Genomic DNA, 18,044 nt, shown 5'->3' with positions numbered 1-18,044 from the left:
CCTGCTCCTCAGCGGCCCTCCCAACGGCGAAGTCGGGCCTCCCGACAGCCGAACGCCTCCTCACTCGAATTCGAACAACTTCGATCACATTTCCAGAAGGAGGCTCGCCTCAGGAGTAACTCAGATGACAATATTTTGCTACATTCTGTATTGTCAGTTGCACTGAGCAGGCAACCTAACGTGTAGTGCGGAAATATTCGTTCTTGTTGACTCTCCAACGTTCAAGTCCAGATCATGAGCATGGACAGTGGGCGGGGCTCGACAAAGGAGCCTGTGACGAGACCCGCTGAGCATGCCCACCGATGGCCACCGCAAGCCGAAAACGTGGCCCGAAGAAGTGAGGCATTCGCATGATGCTCGCTCGTCAACGCCAGCAGGTGATCCTCGACGAAGTCACCAAGCACGGCGCCGTCAAGGTGGCCGAACTCGGCGCCACCCTCGGCGTCTCCGGTATGACGATCCGACGAGACATCACCGAACTCGTAGAGCAGGGTTTAGTCGACCGCGTGCACGGCGGGGTTACCTTGCCGCGATCGGCGAGTGTGCATGAGCCGGGGTTCTCGGCGAAGTCGGGACTCAACCTCGGAGCCAAGCGAGCCATCGCCCGCGCCGCAGCCCTGTTGGTCCGGCCCGGCACTTCGGTTGGGATCTCCGGCGGGACGACGACGCACGCCCTGGCACACGAGTTGCTCGACATCCCGGACATCACCATCGTCACCAATTCCCTTCCCGTCGCCGATGCATTCCACGAGGACGGTCGTGACGACCAGACCGTACTGCTCACCGGCGGCCAGCGGACCCCGTCGTTCGCACTCGTCGGACCGCTCACGGTCGCCGCACTGCGCGGCATCCACATGGACATGCTGTTCCTCGGGACGCACGGACTAGGCATCGACACCGGCCTGACCTGCCCCAATCTGATGGAGGCGCAGGCCAATCAGGCGCTCGTCGCATCTTCACGGCGCGTCGTCGTGCTCGCCGACCACACGAAGTGGGGTGTGACCGCGCTGGCGAACACCGTTCCCTTGTCCGACGTGGACATCCTCGTCACCGACGACCGGCTAGACCGAGCGGCACAGGAAGCGCTCGCCGACCATGTCGGTGACCTGGTGGTAGCTCACGAAGACCGAGAACGAGGCCTCGACGACGATGGGTGACGAACCCGGAGCCCTCCACGCGTCTGCGCGGAGCAAGGTACGCAAGACCACCACGACACTCGCCGACGGACGCGAGCTGATCTACTTCGACGACTCGGAACCGTACGCATCTGGTGCCGCCACCCGGGAATTGATCGACTCTCGGCCACTCCCGCCCGCGGTGTCGCAGTCGCAGATTCGTTTCGACGTGCTGACTGGCGAGTGGGTGGTCATCGCCGCGCAACGGATGGACCGCACTTTCCTCCCGCCAGTGGACGAGTCGCCACTCGCACCGAGTCGGCGGGGCAAGGCGCCCACCGAAATTCCCGCCGATGACTACGACGTCGTGGTGTTCGAGAACCGATTTCCCTCGCTCTCGGCAATCGCCGGCGACCAGCACCTACCCGACTTCGTAGACAGAGAACCTTTGTGGCCGTTGGCAGCCGGATCCGGCCGGTGCGAGGTTGTGTGCTTCACCAGCGACCCAGATGCCACTTTCGCCACACTCGACGTAGACCGGGTCCGCACCGTCGTCGACGTGTGGGCCGATCGCACGGCCGAACTGTCGGCCCTGCCCGGCATCCGCCAGGTGTTCTGCTTCGAGAACCGCGGCAAAGAAATCGGGGTGACCCTCACACATCCGCACGGACAGATCTATGCGTACCCATTTCTGCCCCCTCGCACGGATGTTCTGATCCGACGCTCGCGCGAGCATGCCGAGCAGACCGGCCGACTACTGCTGTCGGACATACTCGACGCCGAGCGCCGTTCAGGACGGCGAATCGTGCTTTCCGCCGAGCACTGGACGGCCTACGTTCCCGCCGCCGCGCGGTGGCCACTCGAGATACACCTCGCACCCCACCGCGACGTGGGTGACCTGTCCGAACTCGAGGAATCGGAACGGGACGAACTCGCCCGCGTCTACCTCGAACTGCTGCGTCGCGTCGATCGCTTCTTCGATGGAGTCGACGCAGTTCCATACATCGCCGCGTGGCACCAGGCGCCCGTCGGGGATGACCGCCAGTACGGCCGTCTACACCTCCAACTGTTCTCGATGATGCGCTCGCCTGGGCGGATGAAGTACCTCGCGAGCTCGGAGTCCGGCATGGGCGCCTGGGTCAACGACACGACACCCGAACGCATTGCCGACCGCCTTCGCGAGGTGGCCTCGTGACGGTACGGACATGGGTGGATCCCGTCGACGTTCATGCCGTGGCAGATCGTGTGGAAGCGTTGTTCCGCAGCGTATTCGGTGGAACCGCCGATGGTGTGTGGGTGGCGCCGGGGCGGGTCAATCTCATCGGTGAGCACGTCGATTATGCCGGAGGCCTCGTGCTGCCGTTCGCGCTCCCCTATGTCACGACCGTAGCGGTACGCGCTCGAGACGACGACCAACTGCACTGCGTCTCCACCCACACCGAAGAACGCTGGCACGGCGACCTCTCCGAAGTGGCGCCGGGCCACCCGCCGGGATGGGCCGCATACGTCGCCGGTGTGGTGTGGGCGTTGCGCGACTCAGGAACCGTCTCCGCAGGGACAGGATTCGATGTGGCGGTGCACTCTTCCGTCCCTGTCGGGTCCGGACTGTCGAGTTCGGCCGCCCTCGAGTGCGCCTTCGCGCTGGCTGTCGCCGATCTCCTCGGGCTCCCGACCGATGCGGACGGACGCTTCGGCCTGATCGCCGCATGCATCCGCGCCGAGAACCAGATCGCGGGTGCCTCCACGGGTGGAATGGACCAGACGGTGGCGATGCTCGCACATCCAGGTCACGCGCTGTTGCTGGACTGTTCCAGCGGAGCCACCCGACTCGTACCCATCGACTTCGCGTCCGCGAACGGGCGACTCCTGGTGATCGACACCAACGCACCGCACCGACTCGTCGACGGTCAGTACGGCAACCGGCGTGCGGCCCTCGAGAAGGCCTGCGCCGAACTGGGCGTCGAAACCCTGCGGGACATCGATGATGCGGACGCGGCACTCGGATCACTGACTGCACCGGAATCGGTAAAGCGGGTCCGTCACGTACTCACTGAAATCAGGCGAGTGAGCGAAGTCGTCGAACTCCTGACGCAGGCGCGCATCGCCGATGTCGGGAACCTGCTGACCTCATCTCACCTTTCACTACGCGACGACTACGAGGTCAGCTCCGTCGAACTCGACAGCGCCGTCGACGCCGCCCTCGAGGCGGGCGCGTGGGGGGCCCGAATGACCGGTGGCGGATTCGGTGGGTCCGCGCTGGCACTTGTCCCTGCCGACCGCGTTGAGGCCGTGGTCGAGCGCGTACTGCGCAGCGCAGCACGCGCGTCCCTTCCCACTCCCCAGTTCCTGTCTGCCGAGCCGTCGCGCTCGGCCCACCGCCTGCGACCCACCAGTTGTCGCTGGTCACGCTGAGGAAATTCGTCCCAGCCTACAACTCTGTCAGAGTTGCCACACTCGCCAGGCTGGAGCAGACGGACGAGGGCGCGAGCGTCGCTCCCACATCAATCCCGCGGTCGAACCACGGTGCGCTCCCGAGACAGAGCGTGGCCGAGTCTTCCGTCACACCTCGGCGCCTCGCTTGTCCCTCCGTAGCTTAAAGTGGTCGCTGATACCCACCCCACAAGGAGTCCCTTGTGAAGGGATCCGTGCAGAAGGGATTTCATGCGTAACGTGTTGGCGCACCGCGCCGCTCTAGTAGGCGCCACGGCAATGCTTCTTCTAGTTCCATTTTCCGCTCCCGCCCAGGCCGACCCTGTTACGCAGACCCACACAACTCAGCTCAGCGCCGACAAACTGCCGGCTGACCTCGTCGACGCGATCATCCGCGATCTGAAGATCAGCCCGCAGGAATACCTCGACCGCGCTGCGAGAGCACAGGAACTCGGCAATTACGCCGACGACTTCCGGGCACAGCATCCCGACGACTTCGCCGGCGCCTGGATCGGCATCGATGGTCAGCCCGTCGTTGCGGTCACCACTACCGAGGCTGCCGACGCAGCCTCTGAGGCCGGCTACGCCACCCGTATGGCACCCATCTCCGCCAACGGACTGGAGCAGACACTCTCCGATGTGAACGGCTGGATCGCACGTCTGCCCAGGGATTTGGCTTCACAGGTCAACTCCGCATCCATCGACGTCCTGGACAACCGCATTGTCATCGACATCGTCAACAGCCCCATCGGTCGGGCGCTGAACCTGCCGACCCTCCTTGCCAACGTCAAGGTCATGCTGAGTCCCGGCAGCGGCGGTCCGGTCGAAGGCGGTCCCCTCGGTGGCGACACATACATCACCACTGCGGGCGATCTACCGGAAACTCCGTTCTCGGAGATCGGCGTCTGCTCACTGGGCTTCAACGCCGTGGATGGCAGCGGCCAGGCCGTCAACATCAGCGCCGGCCATTGCAACCCGGCCGAGGGTCAGCCGTCACCCGTATTCCTCCCCAACCAGCAAAACGTCGACGACAGCGAGCAGATCGGCACGTTTTCGCGATCTTCGGTAGGCGACCCGACCGACGGGCTCGACTACTCGGTCATCGCACTCAATGAGGCAGGGGTCCGGGCCGGACTGGATCGTCCCGCGATCCGCGGCGCGAACGGCACCACCTTGGAGATCACCGGCATCGCCCAGCCTGTAGTCGGCGCACCGATCTGCAAGTCGGGTCAGACATCGTCGTTCACCTGTGGCGTTGTCGCAGCCGACCACGTCGAGACGCAACTGTTCGTCGCCGACGGCACCAGCCGGGTGATCAACGGGTTCGCCGGCACGGCGTGCACCCTGGCGGGCGACAGCGGCGGCGCCATCGTCACCGGAACCCTCGCACTGGGCATTACGAGTGGTTCCAACGCCAGCGACGCCCCCAACTGCACGGAGGCGAATCTGGTGCTGGCATCCGAGGGGGGCACGGCCAGCCTGGGAATCCCTGTCGCGGACATCGTCTCCACCGTCGGATCCGGACTTCGCGTTCGCACCATCTCCGACTAGTATCTTCCCTGCTCGCAGGCAGTGTGGCCGGTGTCCGTTCTTCGAACATCGGCCACGCTGCTGGGGAGACGAGGCCGTGTTGGAAACGGGGAATAGACGGCGCGACTCATATAGTTACTCCGAACGCCTTCAGCCCCACACGTCGCGTGGGGTAATCGTATTCACCCTGAAGCGAATGCGAACGATCGAGAGAAAGGCCCCCATGCGAAGCTCCATCGCACGTCGTGCCGTCGTGTTCAGTTCTGCCGCGCTGCTGCTCCTCGGTCCGGTCAACGCCTCCGCCGACCCGGTCGAGCCCGGAGTTTCCGACCAATCCGGCAAACTGCCGACGGAACTCGTCGACGCCCTTCGGCGCGATTTGAAGCTGAGCCCGGACCAGTACCTGGAACAATCCGAGCTTGGCCAAGAGCTGGCCGAGTTTGCGAAAGTCGCACGAATCCAGTTTCCTCACGTCTTCGCGGGAGCCTGGCTCGACGACTCCGGCACCCCGATAGTCGGGCTGACCGACGGCGCCGGCAAGGATGCTGCCCGCACCGCCGCCGAAGAGGCGGGCTTCCGGGTCAAGGATGCGGACCGGAGCGAGAAGAGCCTGCACGCCCAGATCGAAACTCTCGGCGGCTGGTTGGATACACAGCCTTCCGCCGTTGCGGATCTGGTTCGCGGTGTGGCCATCGACATCGTGAACAACGGACTCGTTCTCCGTGCCGACAATATAGGCGGGTTGCAGCTTCCGGATTTCATGAAGGGCGCGCGGGTCGTGCAGTCACCCGCCACCGAAATTCCGCAGGCGCCTGCCGAACTGGCGCCCGTTGGACAGGCATTGCCGGAAGACGCCCTACTGGGCGGCGATGCATACGGCTCATTCGGCGGCGGCGTCGGCCTGCGCTGCTCGCTCGGTTTCAACGGCACCGACAGCTCGGGTCGGGCGGTGAACATCACCGCAGGACACTGCGATCCGAACCTTGCCGCTGCCGGCACCGCCGGGGCGTCCGAGGCTTTCTCGCTGTTCCCGGGTGGTACCGGCCCGCGTCTGGGGACCTTCGCGAAGACCAGCCTCGACATGAGCGACTATGCGATCCTCCTCGCCGACGAGAACGCCGCACACCGGTTCGAGAACAACGGGGTCCGCATTCCCGGTTCGGCGCCGCTCGGCATCACCGGAACGGCTGATCCGATTGTCGGCGCCCCGGTGTGCAAGTCGGGCCTGACCACTGGTTTCACCTGCGGTATCGTAACTTCGGTCGGCCAGACCGTCGATGTCGGTGGGCGAATACTCGCGAACAGTTTCTCGACGAGTATGTGCGCGCTGCAGGGCGATAGTGGCGGCACCATCGTCACCGGAACGCAGGCACTCGGCATCTCGAGCGCCTCGAACGTCGGGGAATACTCGTTCTGCCAAATCGCCGACGTCGTCACCTTTATCCTCGGCGAGAGCCCCGAACTGTTCGCCACTCCGATCAACACCGTGCTGGCCGAGAACCCGGGCCTTCGGGTGCGTAGGACATAACTCCGTAGAAACTACGAAGGCCCGCTTCCTCTCGAGGAAACGGGCCTTCGTCATACGAGACGAGTCTGAGGCACAACGCAGATGATCAGGTTGCGGGTTCGGACACGAGCGCCGGTTCGGGAGCGGGCGGCTCGAACGGCGTGTTGACGGTAACGAGGTACTGGGTTCCCAGGACCGCCATGGCCACACCTCCCGCAAGCATGGTTCCGATCAGGGTGCCGGCTGCGAAACCTGGCATCAGACCGCCGAGACCGCCGATGGCGAGACCCGCGACACCGACGATCGCGCCGAAGAGATACGAGCCGATCATCACGGCCAAGTCGAGGTTGCCGCCGAAGCTGGCAAGCGCAGCGGCGTCACGTTCCTCCTGCGTGTCGAATACCTCCGGCACGTCAGGATCCTCCGGCGCATCCAGTCCCTCCTGCGCGTCGAGTTCCTCTTCCATCGACGACTTCAGCTCGGATTGGACGTCATCGGGGATCTTCGGGGTGAGCGTCAACGTCCGAGCATCGAGGTCGACGTCGATCGGGTAGACGCCATCGCCTACCCGAATCGTCAGGGGCAGCGCCGCGACGACGTTGCCGCCCTCGTCCACGACCTCGACGGCATCCCCGGTGTCGGTGATCCGGAAGGCACCCGCGTCGATCGAGGTGACCACGGAGTCACCGTCGAGGTGTGCCTCGTAGCGGAAGTCCGGCGAATCCGGCTGTGTCACCGGAACCGCGTGTGCGGTTCCTGCCGAGATTCCGAGGGCCGCGACAACAAGTGTCGCTGCCCCCGTGATCGCTCTGAGGTGCTGTGCAGCACGGCCCATCATGCGACGGGAGCCGTCTCGCCCGGCGCGACGAAGGGGTTGTTGATCGTGTCGAAGAACTGCATCCCATGCACCGCCAGACCGCCACCACCGGCGAGAACGGTTCCCACGATCGAGACGATGGGTGCGACGAGAAGCGCGCCCGCGATACATCCCCCTGCCGGCCCTCCCAGCAAGGCGAAGGGCAATGTCACCACGGCTCCGGCCACGCAACCGACCACTCCGCCGATCACGGTGGCGACGACTTCGGCGATCGCGGTGGTGATCCCGAACCGCTGCTGGAAGTCGTCGAGTGCGCGTGCGTCACGCTCCTCCTGGTCCAGCGGAGCGGCGACATCAGTGAGGGTCAGTCGTTCCGCCGCCGGAACGGGCGTGGCCGCCGACGGGTCCATGTTCGGGACGAGGCGCAGCACGCGGGCGGTGTCGTCTACGGCAACCTCGAAGGGATGCTGAAGCTCGTCCACTCGGAAGAAGCTCGGAATCGAAGCGAGGACGGTGCCTGCGTCATCGACGACATCGATGGTGTCGTTCCCGGCGTTGATCGAGAAGGAGCCCGCGTCGATGGTGGTCACAGCGGCACCACCGTCGAGGGTGGTCTGGTAGTTGATGTCCGGAATTCCCTGTTCCGCACCGGGCTGTTGTCCGATGGACGGCTCGGCGTAAGAAGTAGCCGATCCAACACCCATCGCCGCGACAACGAGGAGTGAGGTAGCAGTAAACCTTCGGAGGTTCATCGAGATCCGTTCAGAGAGGAGCGCCAAGACGAACGAAGGTTAACTAAGCAATGGTGTCTTGGGTAATTTTGCCTGGAAGGTATGACAAAGCTCACTTCCAAAGGGGCTGCCGGAAGCACCTACTTTTGTAATCGCCCGGGCGGTGAGCCGCGCGGTCTCATTCCGCATCAAATCGGCACGTGCGAGCCGGCGCGACGAGTTAGGGCCACCTTGGGCGCACCCCGCCCTCCCACACCAATTAGCGTGAGCAACCGACATCCCCGTGCGTGGCGCGCACCGCACGCCACCGCGATGCCCAAACTGCAGAGATCCAGCTGACCGGCGGCAAATTACCCACTGGTAGACGTCGCAAGTTACCGACTGGTAACTCAATGTGGTGAGCGCTAGGATTACCAGCAGTCCCGAGGTGGCCGCCGCGCCGCCCTGAACCGAAAGGCCGCGACATGAATGCCCTGACGATCACGTTGGGCACCATCGGCGTGCTATTGAGCCTCGTATGTTGGTTGTCCTTCATCATGGGCGCATCGAAGATGGTCAACGTAGTTCGAATCGGCCAGTCGGCACCGGACCGATGGCGTCCGTTCTTCCCGCGATTCAAGCAGATGTGCGTCGAATTCATTGCTCACACCCGTATGAGCAAATTCCGCACCGTCGGCTGGGCTCACTGGCTCGTCATGGTCGGCTTCATGCTCGGCGCGGCCGTGTGGTTCGAGGCATATGGGCAGACATTCGATCCTGAGTTCCACTGGCCGCTCGTCGGCAATACCGCCGTATACCACTTCATCGACGAGATCCTGGGCCTCGGCACTGTCATCGGCGTCACCACGCTGATCGTCATCCGCCAGCTCAACCATCCACGTGTTCCGGCACGACTGTCGCGTTTCAGCGGATCCGATTTCAAAGCCGCCTACTTCGTCGAAGCCGTCGTCCTCATCGAGGGCCTGGGCATGATCTTCGTGAAGGCCGGCAAGATTGCCACCTACGGTCACTCGAACCCGTGGACCGACTTCTTCACGATGAACGTCGCGAAACTGCTGCCCGCCAGCCCCAACATGGTCGCGTTGTTCGCCTTCATCAAGCTCATGTCGGGCATGATCTGGCTCTACGTGGTCGGACGCAACATCACCTGGGGTGTCGCCTGGCACCGCTTCTCTGCGTTCTTCAACATCTACTTCAAACGTGAGGACGACGGCGACGTCGCTCTCGGTGCGGCCAAGCCCATGATGTCGGCCGGCAAGCCGATCAACATGGAGGAAGCAGATCCGGACACCGACACATTCGGCGCCGGAAACATCGAGGACTTCTCCTGGAAGGGCTGGCTGGACTTCACCACCTGCACCGAGTGCGGTCGCTGCCAGTCACAGTGCCCCGCGTGGAACACCGGCAAGCCGCTGTCTCCGAAGCTACTGATTATGTCCCTGCGCGATCACGGCTACGCGAAGGCGCCGTACCTGCTCGCCGGTGGTCGCAAGGATATGGGCGGAGACGAGATCGGCCTCGTCGACGGCGACGGCAAGGTCCTCGAGGACAAGCTCGCCGCAATTCCCGAGGCCGCCCGCACCGAGGCCGAACGCAAGCTCGTCGGCGATACCGTCGAAGGCGAACTCGCACCCGTCATCGACACCGAAACGCTGTGGAGTTGCACCAGCTGTGGCGCCTGCGTCGAGCAGTGCCCCGTCGACATCGAGCACGTCGACCACATCATCGACATGCGCCGCTACCAGGTGCTGATCGAGTCGGAATTCCCCTCCGAGTTGGCCGGCCTGTTCAAGAACCTCGAGAACAAGGGCAACCCCTGGGGCCAGAACTCCAAGGACCGTCTCAACTGGATAGGCGAGATGGACTTCGACATCCCGGTGTTCGGCCAGGACGCGGACAGCTTCGAAGACTACGAGTACCTGTTCTGGGTTGGCTGCGCTGGCGCCTACGAGGACCGCGCCAAGAAGACGACCAAGGCTGTTGCGGAGCTACTCGCCACCGCCGGCGTGAAGTTCATGGTCCTCGGCGCCGAAGAAACCTGTACCGGTGACTCCGCTCGCCGTGCCGGCAACGAGTTCCTGTTCCAGCAACTCGCGATGCAGAATATCGAGTTGCTGAACTCGGTCTTCGACGGTGTCGAACAGCGCAAGCGCAAGATCGTCGTCACATGCGCCCACTGTTTCAACGCCCTGGGCAACGAATATCCGGAGGTCGGCGGCGAGTACGAGGTGGTTCACCACACCCAACTACTCAACCGGCTCGTCCGCCAGAAGCAGCTGATTCCGGTCGCATCCGTCGGCGAGGACGTCACCTACCACGACCCGTGCTTCCTCGGCCGCCACAACAAGGTCTACGACGCTCCGCGTGAGCTGATGGAAGCCTCCGGCGCGAAACTGAAGGAAATGCCGCGGCACGGCGAACGCTCGATGTGCTGTGGTGCCGGTGGTGCCCGCATGTGGATGGAAGAGAACATCGGTAAGCGCATCAACGTCGACCGAGTCGACGAGGCGCTGGCCACGGATCCGAAGAAGATCGCGACGGGCTGTCCGTTCTGCCGCGTCATGCTCACCGACGGTGTCACCGCACGCCAGGAATCCGGGCAAGGTGCAGGCGTCGAGGTCGTGGACGTTGCGCAACTGATGCTCTCGTCCATCACGCGCCTCGAACCCGAGCAGCTGACCGACAACATCAAAGTGGTCCCGCGGGCAAAGCCCGTCGAGGCAGTCGTGCCAGAGGTCGAGGCCACGGTGGTGATCGAGAAGGAGCGTGTTGAAGAAGTCGAGGGGGCCGCGGGTACACCGATCGCCAAGGATGCTCCGGCGAGCAAGGGACTCGCGATGAAGGGGTTGGCCAAGGCTCCCGGCGCGAAAACTCCCGGCAAGGGTCTCGGCATGGCAGGTGGCGCGAAAGCTCCCGGCGCCAAGAAATCCGCGCCCGCGCCCGCCGAGGATGCCGAGACCGGCACGAAGGCGTCGGCTACCGAAGCACCGAAGCCCAAGGGACTCGGGCTGGCCGACGGCGCAAAGGCACCGGGGGTCGAAGCACCGGGGGTCGAAGCAGCCGAGGCCGTGGAGATTGAGGAGTCGAACGGCGACGGAGCCAACGACAAAGCACCGGAGACCGCATCGGCGCCCCCGGCGGCCAAGCCCGGCGGCCTCGGATTCAAATCCGGCGCCAAGGCACCAGGCCGGAAGAACTAGCCGAACGTATCAACGGAGCGGCGCCCCCACCGCAATCGGTGGGGGCGCCGCTCGCTGTGGCTGCCCAGATCGTCTTGGCCTGCCACGACGAGCACCCCCACTCGCGTGTCCGGCCGGAGCTGAGCGCGGTGCGCTCCTACGACGCCCTGCTCGCGGGGCGTCGTGGTGAGACATTGACTTTCGAGAGGTCTCCGTCGTAGTGCGCGAGCAACCTCGGGTCCATGACTCTGCGCCACAACGGTGGAACCATGGACAGCCAAATCATCACGGCGTAACCGGCGGGCAGTTGAGGAGCCTCAGGAAGGGTGCGGAGCGTCTGATAACGACGGAGGGGATTGGCGTGGTGATCACTGTGCCGCTGCAAGTGGTACAGGAAGATGTTGCTGCATAGGTGATCGCTGTTCCAGCTGTGCTGGTACGAACATTTCTCGTAGCGGCCGTCGTCCAGCGTGCTGCGCAGCAGTCCGTAATGCTCCAGATAGTTGGCGGATTCGAGCAGAACGACCGCGATGACCGCCTGGAAGATCAGCCACGGGGCGACGGCCCAGCCGAAGACTGCGATGAGCGCGGCGAACAACACGACGCTCATCGCCCAGGCGTTGAGGATGTTGTTGCCGGGGCTCCACACCGGCTTGCCTCGACGCCGCACTCGGGCGCTTTCGTGAACCCAACCCGACCGAATGCCGCCATACACCGATCTCGGCAGGAACTGCCAGAACGACTCACCGAACCGGGCCGACGCCGGATCCTCGGGAGTGGCGACCTTCAGGTGATGGCCGTGGTTGTGCTCAACGTAGAAGTGACCATAGAAGGACTGAGCGAGAGCGATCTTGGCGAACCACCGCTCATGGTCGGTGCGCTTGTGGCCCAGTTCGTGCGCGGCGTTGATGCCGATGCCCGCAACGACTCCGACTGTCGATGCGAGCGCCATCCGTTCCGGCCACCCCATCGAGGCGGTCACCCACAGGTAGCACGCGAAGACCAGCCCGGCGTACTGAACAGGGAGGTAGAGGTACGTGCACCAGCGGTAGAAGGGATCGTTTTCGAGTGCTTTGGACTGCTCGTCAGTCGGGTTGCGCTTGTCCGGACCCGTCAACAGGTCGACGAGGGGGATGATGACGATCATCAGCACGACGCCCAGCGCCCACAGGATGCCCACCCCCAACAGTTGCACGGCCAGCCATGCCAGGAAAGGACTGAGGGGCGCGACGACCCCACACAGCCATAGATACCGTTTCGGGTTCCCGCCACTGCTCGACACGCCACCGCTCGACACTGTTTCTCCGCTCGATACCCCTGATACCCCCAGCACTGCTCTATTCGACCTCGAATCCGTTTCAGTCTTTGGCTCCGTAGCAGAGACGCACAGGAGTCGCCCTGTTATGAAAGTAGCGAGCTGCACACTCGGAGACGTCAACCCACACTCGGGCGCCAGAGTTTGAGCTCCGGAATGCCCGGTGGCTCGAATCCCAGCACCTGACCGTAGAAGGAGAGTTCGGCGTTGCGCGAACTGATCAACGTAGCCAGCTTACGGAATCCGTGTGACTCCCCCTCATATTCGAGATATGCGTGCGGGATGCCCTTCGCCACCAGCGCATCCCTGAACCGCTCCGCCTGCGACGGCGGCACGATCGGATCGTCGAGGCCTTGCAGCAGCAGCACCGGACAGTTGAGCCCGGCGACATTGTTCAGCGGCGCGCGCTGCGCGTAGAGGTCGGCAGACTCGGGCAGCGGGCCGATGAGGCCATCGATGTACCTGGACTCGAAGTCGTGCGTCTCCTCGACGAACCCTTCCAGTTCAGCAACGCCGAAGTAAGATGCGCCGCAAGCGAACACGTCCGAGGTAGTCAAAGCCGCGAGGACGGTCCACCCGCCGGCGGATCCGCCTTCGATCGCTAGTCTGCGGGGGTCAGCCATACCCGACTCGGCCAGCCCGGTCACCGCCGTCACCACGTCCTCGACATCGACGACACCCCATTGTCCACGGAGTCGGTTGCGGTATTCGCGGCCATATCCGGTCGATCCGCCATAGTTGACGTCGACGACACCGATGCCACGACTGGTGAAGAATGCGAACACCGGATTCAGAGATGGCGCGACCCGTGATGTAGGCCCGCCGTGCACGAACGCCACGTACGGCGGCAGTTCACCTGCCTCCCCCTCATACCGGGGGTGACGCGGTGGATACGCGATGACGTGCACTTCGCGGTCGGCGCCTTGGAACGTCAACTGCCGGGCCTCCGGTAGATACACCGACTCGGGAAGGTCGGTGACCGAGAGCCGGATGGTGCGGAGCGCGCCGGTGTCGAGGTCCAGTTCGCGCAGGCCCGACGGTGTCTGCGCGCCACCGGTGAGCAGCAGGATCCGATTGTCCCGGCGGTCCCCAAGACTCACGCTGGTGAGCCCGTCCAGCGTGATGTCCACGAGGGAACCGGTGCCGGGATCGAGCACCGCGAGGGTGTCGGTTCCGACTGTTCTGACGGTCAGCAGTGTGCCGTCGGCGCGACGTGTGTGCCACCGCGCTCCGAGCATCCACAATGGGCCACCGAAGTCGGCCTCCATCGGGCACAGCGCGACCACGTCAGAAGCGTCGATACCGACTCGGTAGAGGTTCCACCAGCCGCTGCGGTCGCTGATCGTGTACAGCTCCGCGGGCCCGACCCACTCGGGTTGCAGCACCGATTCTTCCGGGCCACCGAGCAAGGTCTTCACTTCGCCGATCACGCGGCCTTCTACGACCTCTGCCACTCTGAGTTCAGTTCCATCCCAAGGCATCTGGGGGTGATCCCAGGCGATCCACGCGAGATGGCGGCGATCCGGGGACAGCCGTGGGTTGGCTAGAAAGTCCGAACCAGCCACGACGGACCGCGCCCGGTGTTCGTCATCCGCTGCTGATCCGTCCAGTGGGATCACACAGATGTCGCGCGTGACGCCACCGTCTGCGTCGTGCGTCTCGCGCACCGCCCATACTGCGTCGTCGATCACGGACAGGTCGCCGTACCGCAGGGAGCACGTGCGCGGGGGCTCCTGAGTTAGCGGCACCGGGGTTTCGCCTTCCAACAGATACAGGCGCTGATCGTTGAACTCGGCGAAGACGAGCCGACCGCCGTCGGTGACGGTCCAGGCACCGCCGCCGTACTCGTGAACGCGCGTACGCGCGTTCCACGGGACGGGCAGGACGTCCTCGGGTTCGCCGTCCGGTCCGATGCGCCGCACGGCGACTCGACCACCTTCACTCGGGCGCAGTTCCGACCACCACACATCCTCGCCCACGTACCTGCCGCCCTCGACGGGGTGGCCGCTGGAGGCAATGTCCATCGCCGCGATCGGAGAAGGCCACGATCCGTAAGGCGCAGGGGTCATCTGACGAGGATAATCCGCCACGTCCTATTACGCAGATTAGGCAGGTCGTCACGCGCCTCGAAGTCCCGCCGAAACCCGAATCGATAGCTGACCTTCCCTAACGGCCCCGAGCCCGCATCGGCATGTGCGTCCATATCTGCGCCTGCACGGGCCGAAACCGACCAGTAGAAATCCGGTTTCCTGGAAGTGGGACAATGGCGCTCGTGAGCAACCCAGACCACGGCAACCAACGCACGCCGCATCGCAAGCTCGAGCAGTCCACCAAGCTGCAGAACGTGCTGTACGAGATCCGCGGACCGGTACACGCCCACGCCACCCGACTGGAGGCGGAAGGCCACCGGATCCTCAAGCTCAACATCGGCAACCCTGCGCCGTTCGGTTTCGACGCGCCAGACGTGATCATGCGCGACATGATCGCCGCGCTCCCCTACGCGCAGGGTTACTCCGACTCCAAGGGAATCCTGTCCGCCCGGCGCGCGATCGCGACCCGGTACGAATTGGTTGCCGGGTTCCCCGAACTCGACGTCGACGACATCTACCTGGGCAACGGCGTGTCCGAACTCATCACGATGACGATGCAGGCGCTGCTCAACAACGGGGACGAAGTACTGATCCCGGCCCCGGACTACCCGCTGTGGACAGCCATGACGAGCCTCTCGGGCGGCACCCCGGTGCACTACCTTTGCGACGAGGGCAACGACTGGAACCCCGACATCGCGGACATCGAGTCAAAGATCACCGACAAGACCAAGGCGCTGCTTGTCATCAACCCGAACAATCCGACGGGTGCGGTCTACTCGATGGAAGTGCTGCAGCAACTCGTCGACCTGGCCCGCAAACATGAGCTACTGCTTCTCGCAGACGAAATTTACGACAAGATCCTCTACGACGACGCCAAGCACATCTCGCTCGCGTCATTGGCTCCGGATCTGCTGTGCCTGACGTTCAACGGCCTGTCGAAGGCCTACCGCGTCGCGGGCTACCGATCCGGCTGGGTGGCGATCACCGGACCGAAGGAGCACGCCGGCGGTTTCCTCGAGGGTCTCGATCTACTGGCGTCGACGCGGCTGTGCCCGAACGTGCCGGGCCAACACGCCATCCAGGTGGCACTCGGCGGGTACCAGAGCATCGACGACCTGATTCTGCCGGGCGGACGGCTGCTCGAGCAGCGCGACGTAGCCTGGCAACGTCTCAACATGATTCCGGGTGTCACATGCGTGAAGCCGCGCGGCGCTCTGTACGCGTTTCCTCGGCTCGACCCCAACGTGTACGAAATTTACGACGACGAAAAACTGGTCCAGGACCTTCTGCTGCAGGAGAAGATCCTGATGGTCCAGGGCACCGGTTTCAACTGGCCCGACCACGACCACCTCCGCATCGTGACCCTGCCGTGGGCCAGGGATCTCGCTGTCGCCATCGAGCGATTCGGTAACTTTCTGACCAGCTACAAGCAGTAGTATCGGAGATACTGCAGGCGACACACGCGTCGCCTGCGTGTCTTCTGGGGGAGTCGTGGCTACCAGCACTCGCGTGCGTTTCGGACAATTGGTCCACAAGCGACGCCGTTTGCTGAACCTCACACAGGATCAGGTCACTGCTGCCGGCGGCCCGTCCGACGCAGCGCAGACGCGGGCCGAGAACGGCACCGGCGCGGATCCGAGCATCGAGACGCTCCGCAAACTGGATACCGCCCTTCGGTGGGTTCCGGGCAGCGCTGCGCGGACGCTGGACGGCGGTGATCCGACGCCGCTCGAAACGCTCGCGCGAGAGGAACCACTGCCGCGGTCGCATCCGCCGACGCTCGGGCCGTCGGAGATTCCGCTGGATCTGGACACCATCGTCGAGATTCTCGACCCTCACAGCCGGATCGCGAAATTAAGCGCGGCGCACCCGGAAGTGCCTGGACTTGCCGATGCCGCAGACAGCCTCAGCCGAGTGGTGTCCAAGATCACCGGGGCGTACGTGACCCGGCTGCTCGAGGTCAACGGAGGGCCGTCTGGGCCGCGTCAGCCACTGGTGGAATTCGCGTTCGCCCACCTTCTCGAAGCCCCGTCGACCGTCGCCGACCCAAGCGAACGTGAAGAAGTGCACTACCGGCGCTTTCTCTACGGCAAAGAGGAAGAGCTGGACGCGGCCACGCGAGAGCGCTTCTGGCGACGGTGGGAGGAGGCGGTGAAATTCGTTAGGGCCGAGGCTCCTGAACGCAATGGCGGGTCCGAGGTGAACGCATGAACGGTATGCCCACGAACGTGGTCACGGATCGCTACCTGTCTCGACCCGCAAGCGGGCAGAAGACCCGCGGTATCTCCGAGCTGCCACCGCCCTTGAGTGATCCCCCTGGACACAGCACAAAAAATCCTCAGGCCGCCGGTTCGGCAGAACAAGACATCGTGGTAGTTCAAACTCTTTTGGCGATTCAACCCAGACCGGTTGACGAATGCCCCCATCGTGTAGGTAGATTGTCTACCGGCACCTCGAGTGCCGCGAGCACCTGGCGCCCCTCCCCCCCTGTGGGTACCAGGTTGGTGGCGGGGAACACCCCCCCGTACCCCGCCACCCAGCTCGGCACATCTGCCCACTCGGCGGCTCGGCGGACGGCGGAACACACCCCTCGTTCGGAGTTCCGGCCCACCCTCACATGGACCTGCGTTCGCTGCACATTAGCTGCGCGCCATCCATTGACATCTAATCACACCAGCGGCGCATAAGCGACACAAAAGCAATGCGCAGCTGACAGCTTGGCACCACTTTCATCGCTTCTGTCACAGCCTCACTTGTGATGTTCCGAACACTCTCGCCCGTACAGAGACAATCCCTCCGGCGGAGACTCCGGCACGTCGAAAGTGTAAACATCGACGGCGGCGTGAGTTCGTCCACCAGCCACGCCATCGTCGTCAGCGCACAACAGTGGTGTTCGGTGCCTGAAGGGTGCTCACCTGGCCGAAGACCGTTTACCACTAGCGGCGCAACAGAACGGTTCCCTCGCGTACACGAACATTCCGCCCAAGTGTCTCCGACCCACGTTCCTAGCTGTAAAGGCCTGCCTCTCGCAGGACGATGAAGACAATGGTGATCGCCATCAGTCCGTAGACCGTCATCATCGTCACCTTGGCGGTCCACTCGCTGGTGGGCGGAAACATCTTCAGAATGGGCTTCGTATACGCGACGACGCGGCTATCTCCATTCTGCGCGGCAACCGCTCCAACCCTGGGAACACCAGGTGTGCTGTACGACTCCGTTGAATTCGCAATCACTGCGCACGTCCTTTCTTGCGCCCCCGAACCATCCCCATCGTAGGCTCGTCGACTCGGATGCGGCCACTGGGAATTTGACCGTCCGATATCTGCGGCG

The 18,044-nt window shown here is 63.9% G+C and carries 13 protein-coding genes; 8 read left to right on the top strand and 5 right to left on the bottom strand.

All coding sequences use genetic code 11. The features are described 5' to 3' along the window. The first annotated feature begins 350 nt into the window (after positions 1–350). The 5 genes from RM2_RS13120 (at position 351) to RM2_RS13100 (ending at position 6,603) form a co-directional block, all read left to right on the top strand. Positions 351–1,157, top strand: coding sequence for a DeoR/GlpR family DNA-binding transcription regulator (locus tag RM2_RS13120; protein ID WP_072689887.1), 807 nt, complete (start codon positions 351–353; stop codon positions 1,155–1,157). Continuing rightward, positions 1,150–2,310, top strand: a complete 1,161-nt coding sequence (gene galT / locus RM2_RS13115) for a galactose-1-phosphate uridylyltransferase (protein ID WP_072689886.1) — start codon at positions 1,150–1,152, stop codon at positions 2,308–2,310. Before RM2_RS13120 ends, galT begins: the two co-directional genes overlap by 8 nt. After that, positions 2,307–3,527: a galactokinase gene (gene galK / locus RM2_RS13110; RefSeq protein ID WP_072689885.1), complete on the top strand. Its 1,221-nt coding sequence runs from the start codon at positions 2,307–2,309 to the stop codon at positions 3,525–3,527. Before galT ends, galK begins: the two co-directional genes overlap by 4 nt. A 249-nt stretch (positions 3,528–3,776) precedes the next feature. Next, the gene (locus tag RM2_RS13105; protein WP_084721779.1) at positions 3,777–5,096 is read left to right on the top strand and encodes a S1 family peptidase; all 1,320 of its coding nucleotides are present in this window, start codon (positions 3,777–3,779) and stop codon (positions 5,094–5,096) included. Between the two features lie 202 nt (positions 5,097–5,298). Next, positions 5,299–6,603 carry a S1 family peptidase gene (locus RM2_RS13100; protein WP_072689884.1) on the top strand — a complete coding sequence of 435 codons (1,305 nt, stop codon included), beginning with the start codon at positions 5,299–5,301 and terminating at the stop codon, positions 6,601–6,603. Positions 6,604–6,688: 85 nt separating this feature from the next. Here RM2_RS13100 and RM2_RS13095 read toward each other — a convergent pair whose 3' ends face one another. Together RM2_RS13095 and RM2_RS13090 are read right to left on the bottom strand one after the other, a co-directional pair. Continuing rightward, on the bottom strand, positions 6,689–7,318 hold the full coding sequence (locus RM2_RS13095) for a DUF8020 domain-containing protein (protein ID WP_245813906.1): 630 nt from the start codon (positions 7,316–7,318) through the stop codon (positions 6,689–6,691). 98 nt (positions 7,319–7,416) lie between these two features. After that, positions 7,417–8,151, bottom strand: coding sequence for a DUF8020 domain-containing protein (locus RM2_RS13090; RefSeq protein WP_072689882.1), 735 nt, complete (start codon positions 8,149–8,151; stop codon positions 7,417–7,419). Positions 8,152–8,594: 443 nt separating this feature from the next. Between RM2_RS13090 and RM2_RS13085 the strand changes: the two genes are divergently transcribed. Continuing rightward, the gene (locus RM2_RS13085; RefSeq protein WP_245813905.1) at positions 8,595–11,330 is read left to right on the top strand and encodes a heterodisulfide reductase-related iron-sulfur binding cluster; all 2,736 of its coding nucleotides are present in this window, start codon (positions 8,595–8,597) and stop codon (positions 11,328–11,330) included. A 136-nt stretch (positions 11,331–11,466) separates the two neighbouring features. Here the strand turns inward: RM2_RS13085 and RM2_RS13080 are convergent, their stop codons facing one another. Both RM2_RS13080 and RM2_RS13075 read right to left on the bottom strand, forming a co-directional pair. Continuing rightward, positions 11,467–12,606, bottom strand: a complete 1,140-nt coding sequence (locus RM2_RS13080; protein ID WP_072689881.1) for an alkane 1-monooxygenase — start codon at positions 12,604–12,606, stop codon at positions 11,467–11,469. A 137-nt stretch (positions 12,607–12,743) separates the two neighbouring features. Beyond that, a complete protein-coding gene (locus RM2_RS13075; RefSeq protein ID WP_072689880.1) occupies positions 12,744–14,693 on the bottom strand; it encodes a S9 family peptidase in 1,950 nt (649 codons plus the stop codon). A gap of 194 nt (positions 14,694–14,887) precedes the next feature. On the opposite strand from RM2_RS13075, the gene RM2_RS13070 reads away from it, so the two are divergent. Together RM2_RS13070 and RM2_RS13065 are read left to right on the top strand one after the other, a co-directional pair. Further along, positions 14,888–16,150 carry a pyridoxal phosphate-dependent aminotransferase gene (locus RM2_RS13070; RefSeq protein ID WP_072689879.1) on the top strand — a complete coding sequence of 421 codons (1,263 nt, stop codon included), beginning with the start codon at positions 14,888–14,890 and terminating at the stop codon, positions 16,148–16,150. 55 nt (positions 16,151–16,205) lie between these two features. Beyond that, complete coding sequence (locus tag RM2_RS13065; protein WP_072689878.1) at positions 16,206–16,925, top strand: helix-turn-helix domain-containing protein; 720 nt, start codon at positions 16,206–16,208, stop codon at positions 16,923–16,925. Between the two features lie 794 nt (positions 16,926–17,719). On the opposite strand, the gene RM2_RS13060 is transcribed toward RM2_RS13065, so the two are convergent. Continuing rightward, positions 17,720–17,947, bottom strand: a complete 228-nt coding sequence (locus RM2_RS13060) for a hypothetical protein (protein ID WP_072689877.1) — start codon at positions 17,945–17,947, stop codon at positions 17,720–17,722. Positions 17,948–18,044: the final 97 nt, after the last annotated feature.

This window comes from Rhodococcus marinonascens NBRC 14363 (assembly GCF_001894885.1).
In the GTDB taxonomy this organism is placed as follows: Bacteria; Actinomycetota; Actinomycetes; order Mycobacteriales; family Mycobacteriaceae; genus Rhodococcus_F; species Rhodococcus_F marinonascens.
The sequence above is the reverse complement of the archived record's forward strand: the minus strand, read 5'-3'. Positions and strand labels throughout refer to the sequence as shown.

Bases quoted from the DNA above. Each gene is read 5' to 3' on its own strand.
- galT (WP_072689886.1), top strand. From the start codon at position 1,150: ATGGGTGACGAACCCGGAGCCCTCCACGCGTCTGCGCGGAGCAAGGTA.
- RM2_RS13105 (WP_084721779.1), top strand. From the start codon at position 3,777: ATGCGTAACGTGTTGGCGCACCGCGCCGCTCTAGTAGGCGCCACGGCA.
- RM2_RS13085 (WP_245813905.1), top strand. From the start codon at position 8,595: ATGAATGCCCTGACGATCACGTTGGGCACCATCGGCGTGCTATTGAGC.
- RM2_RS13070 (WP_072689879.1), top strand. From the start codon at position 14,888: ATGGCGCTCGTGAGCAACCCAGACCACGGCAACCAACGCACGCCGCAT.
- RM2_RS13100 (WP_072689884.1), top strand. From the start codon at position 5,299: ATGCGAAGCTCCATCGCACGTCGTGCCGTCGTGTTCAGTTCTGCCGCG.
- RM2_RS13075 (WP_072689880.1), bottom strand. From the start codon at position 14,693: ATGACCCCTGCGCCTTACGGATCGTGGCCTTCTCCGATCGCGGCGATG.
- RM2_RS13090 (WP_072689882.1), bottom strand. From the start codon at position 8,151: ATGAACCTCCGAAGGTTTACTGCTACCTCACTCCTCGTTGTCGCGGCG.
- RM2_RS13120 (WP_072689887.1), top strand. From the start codon at position 351: ATGATGCTCGCTCGTCAACGCCAGCAGGTGATCCTCGACGAAGTCACC.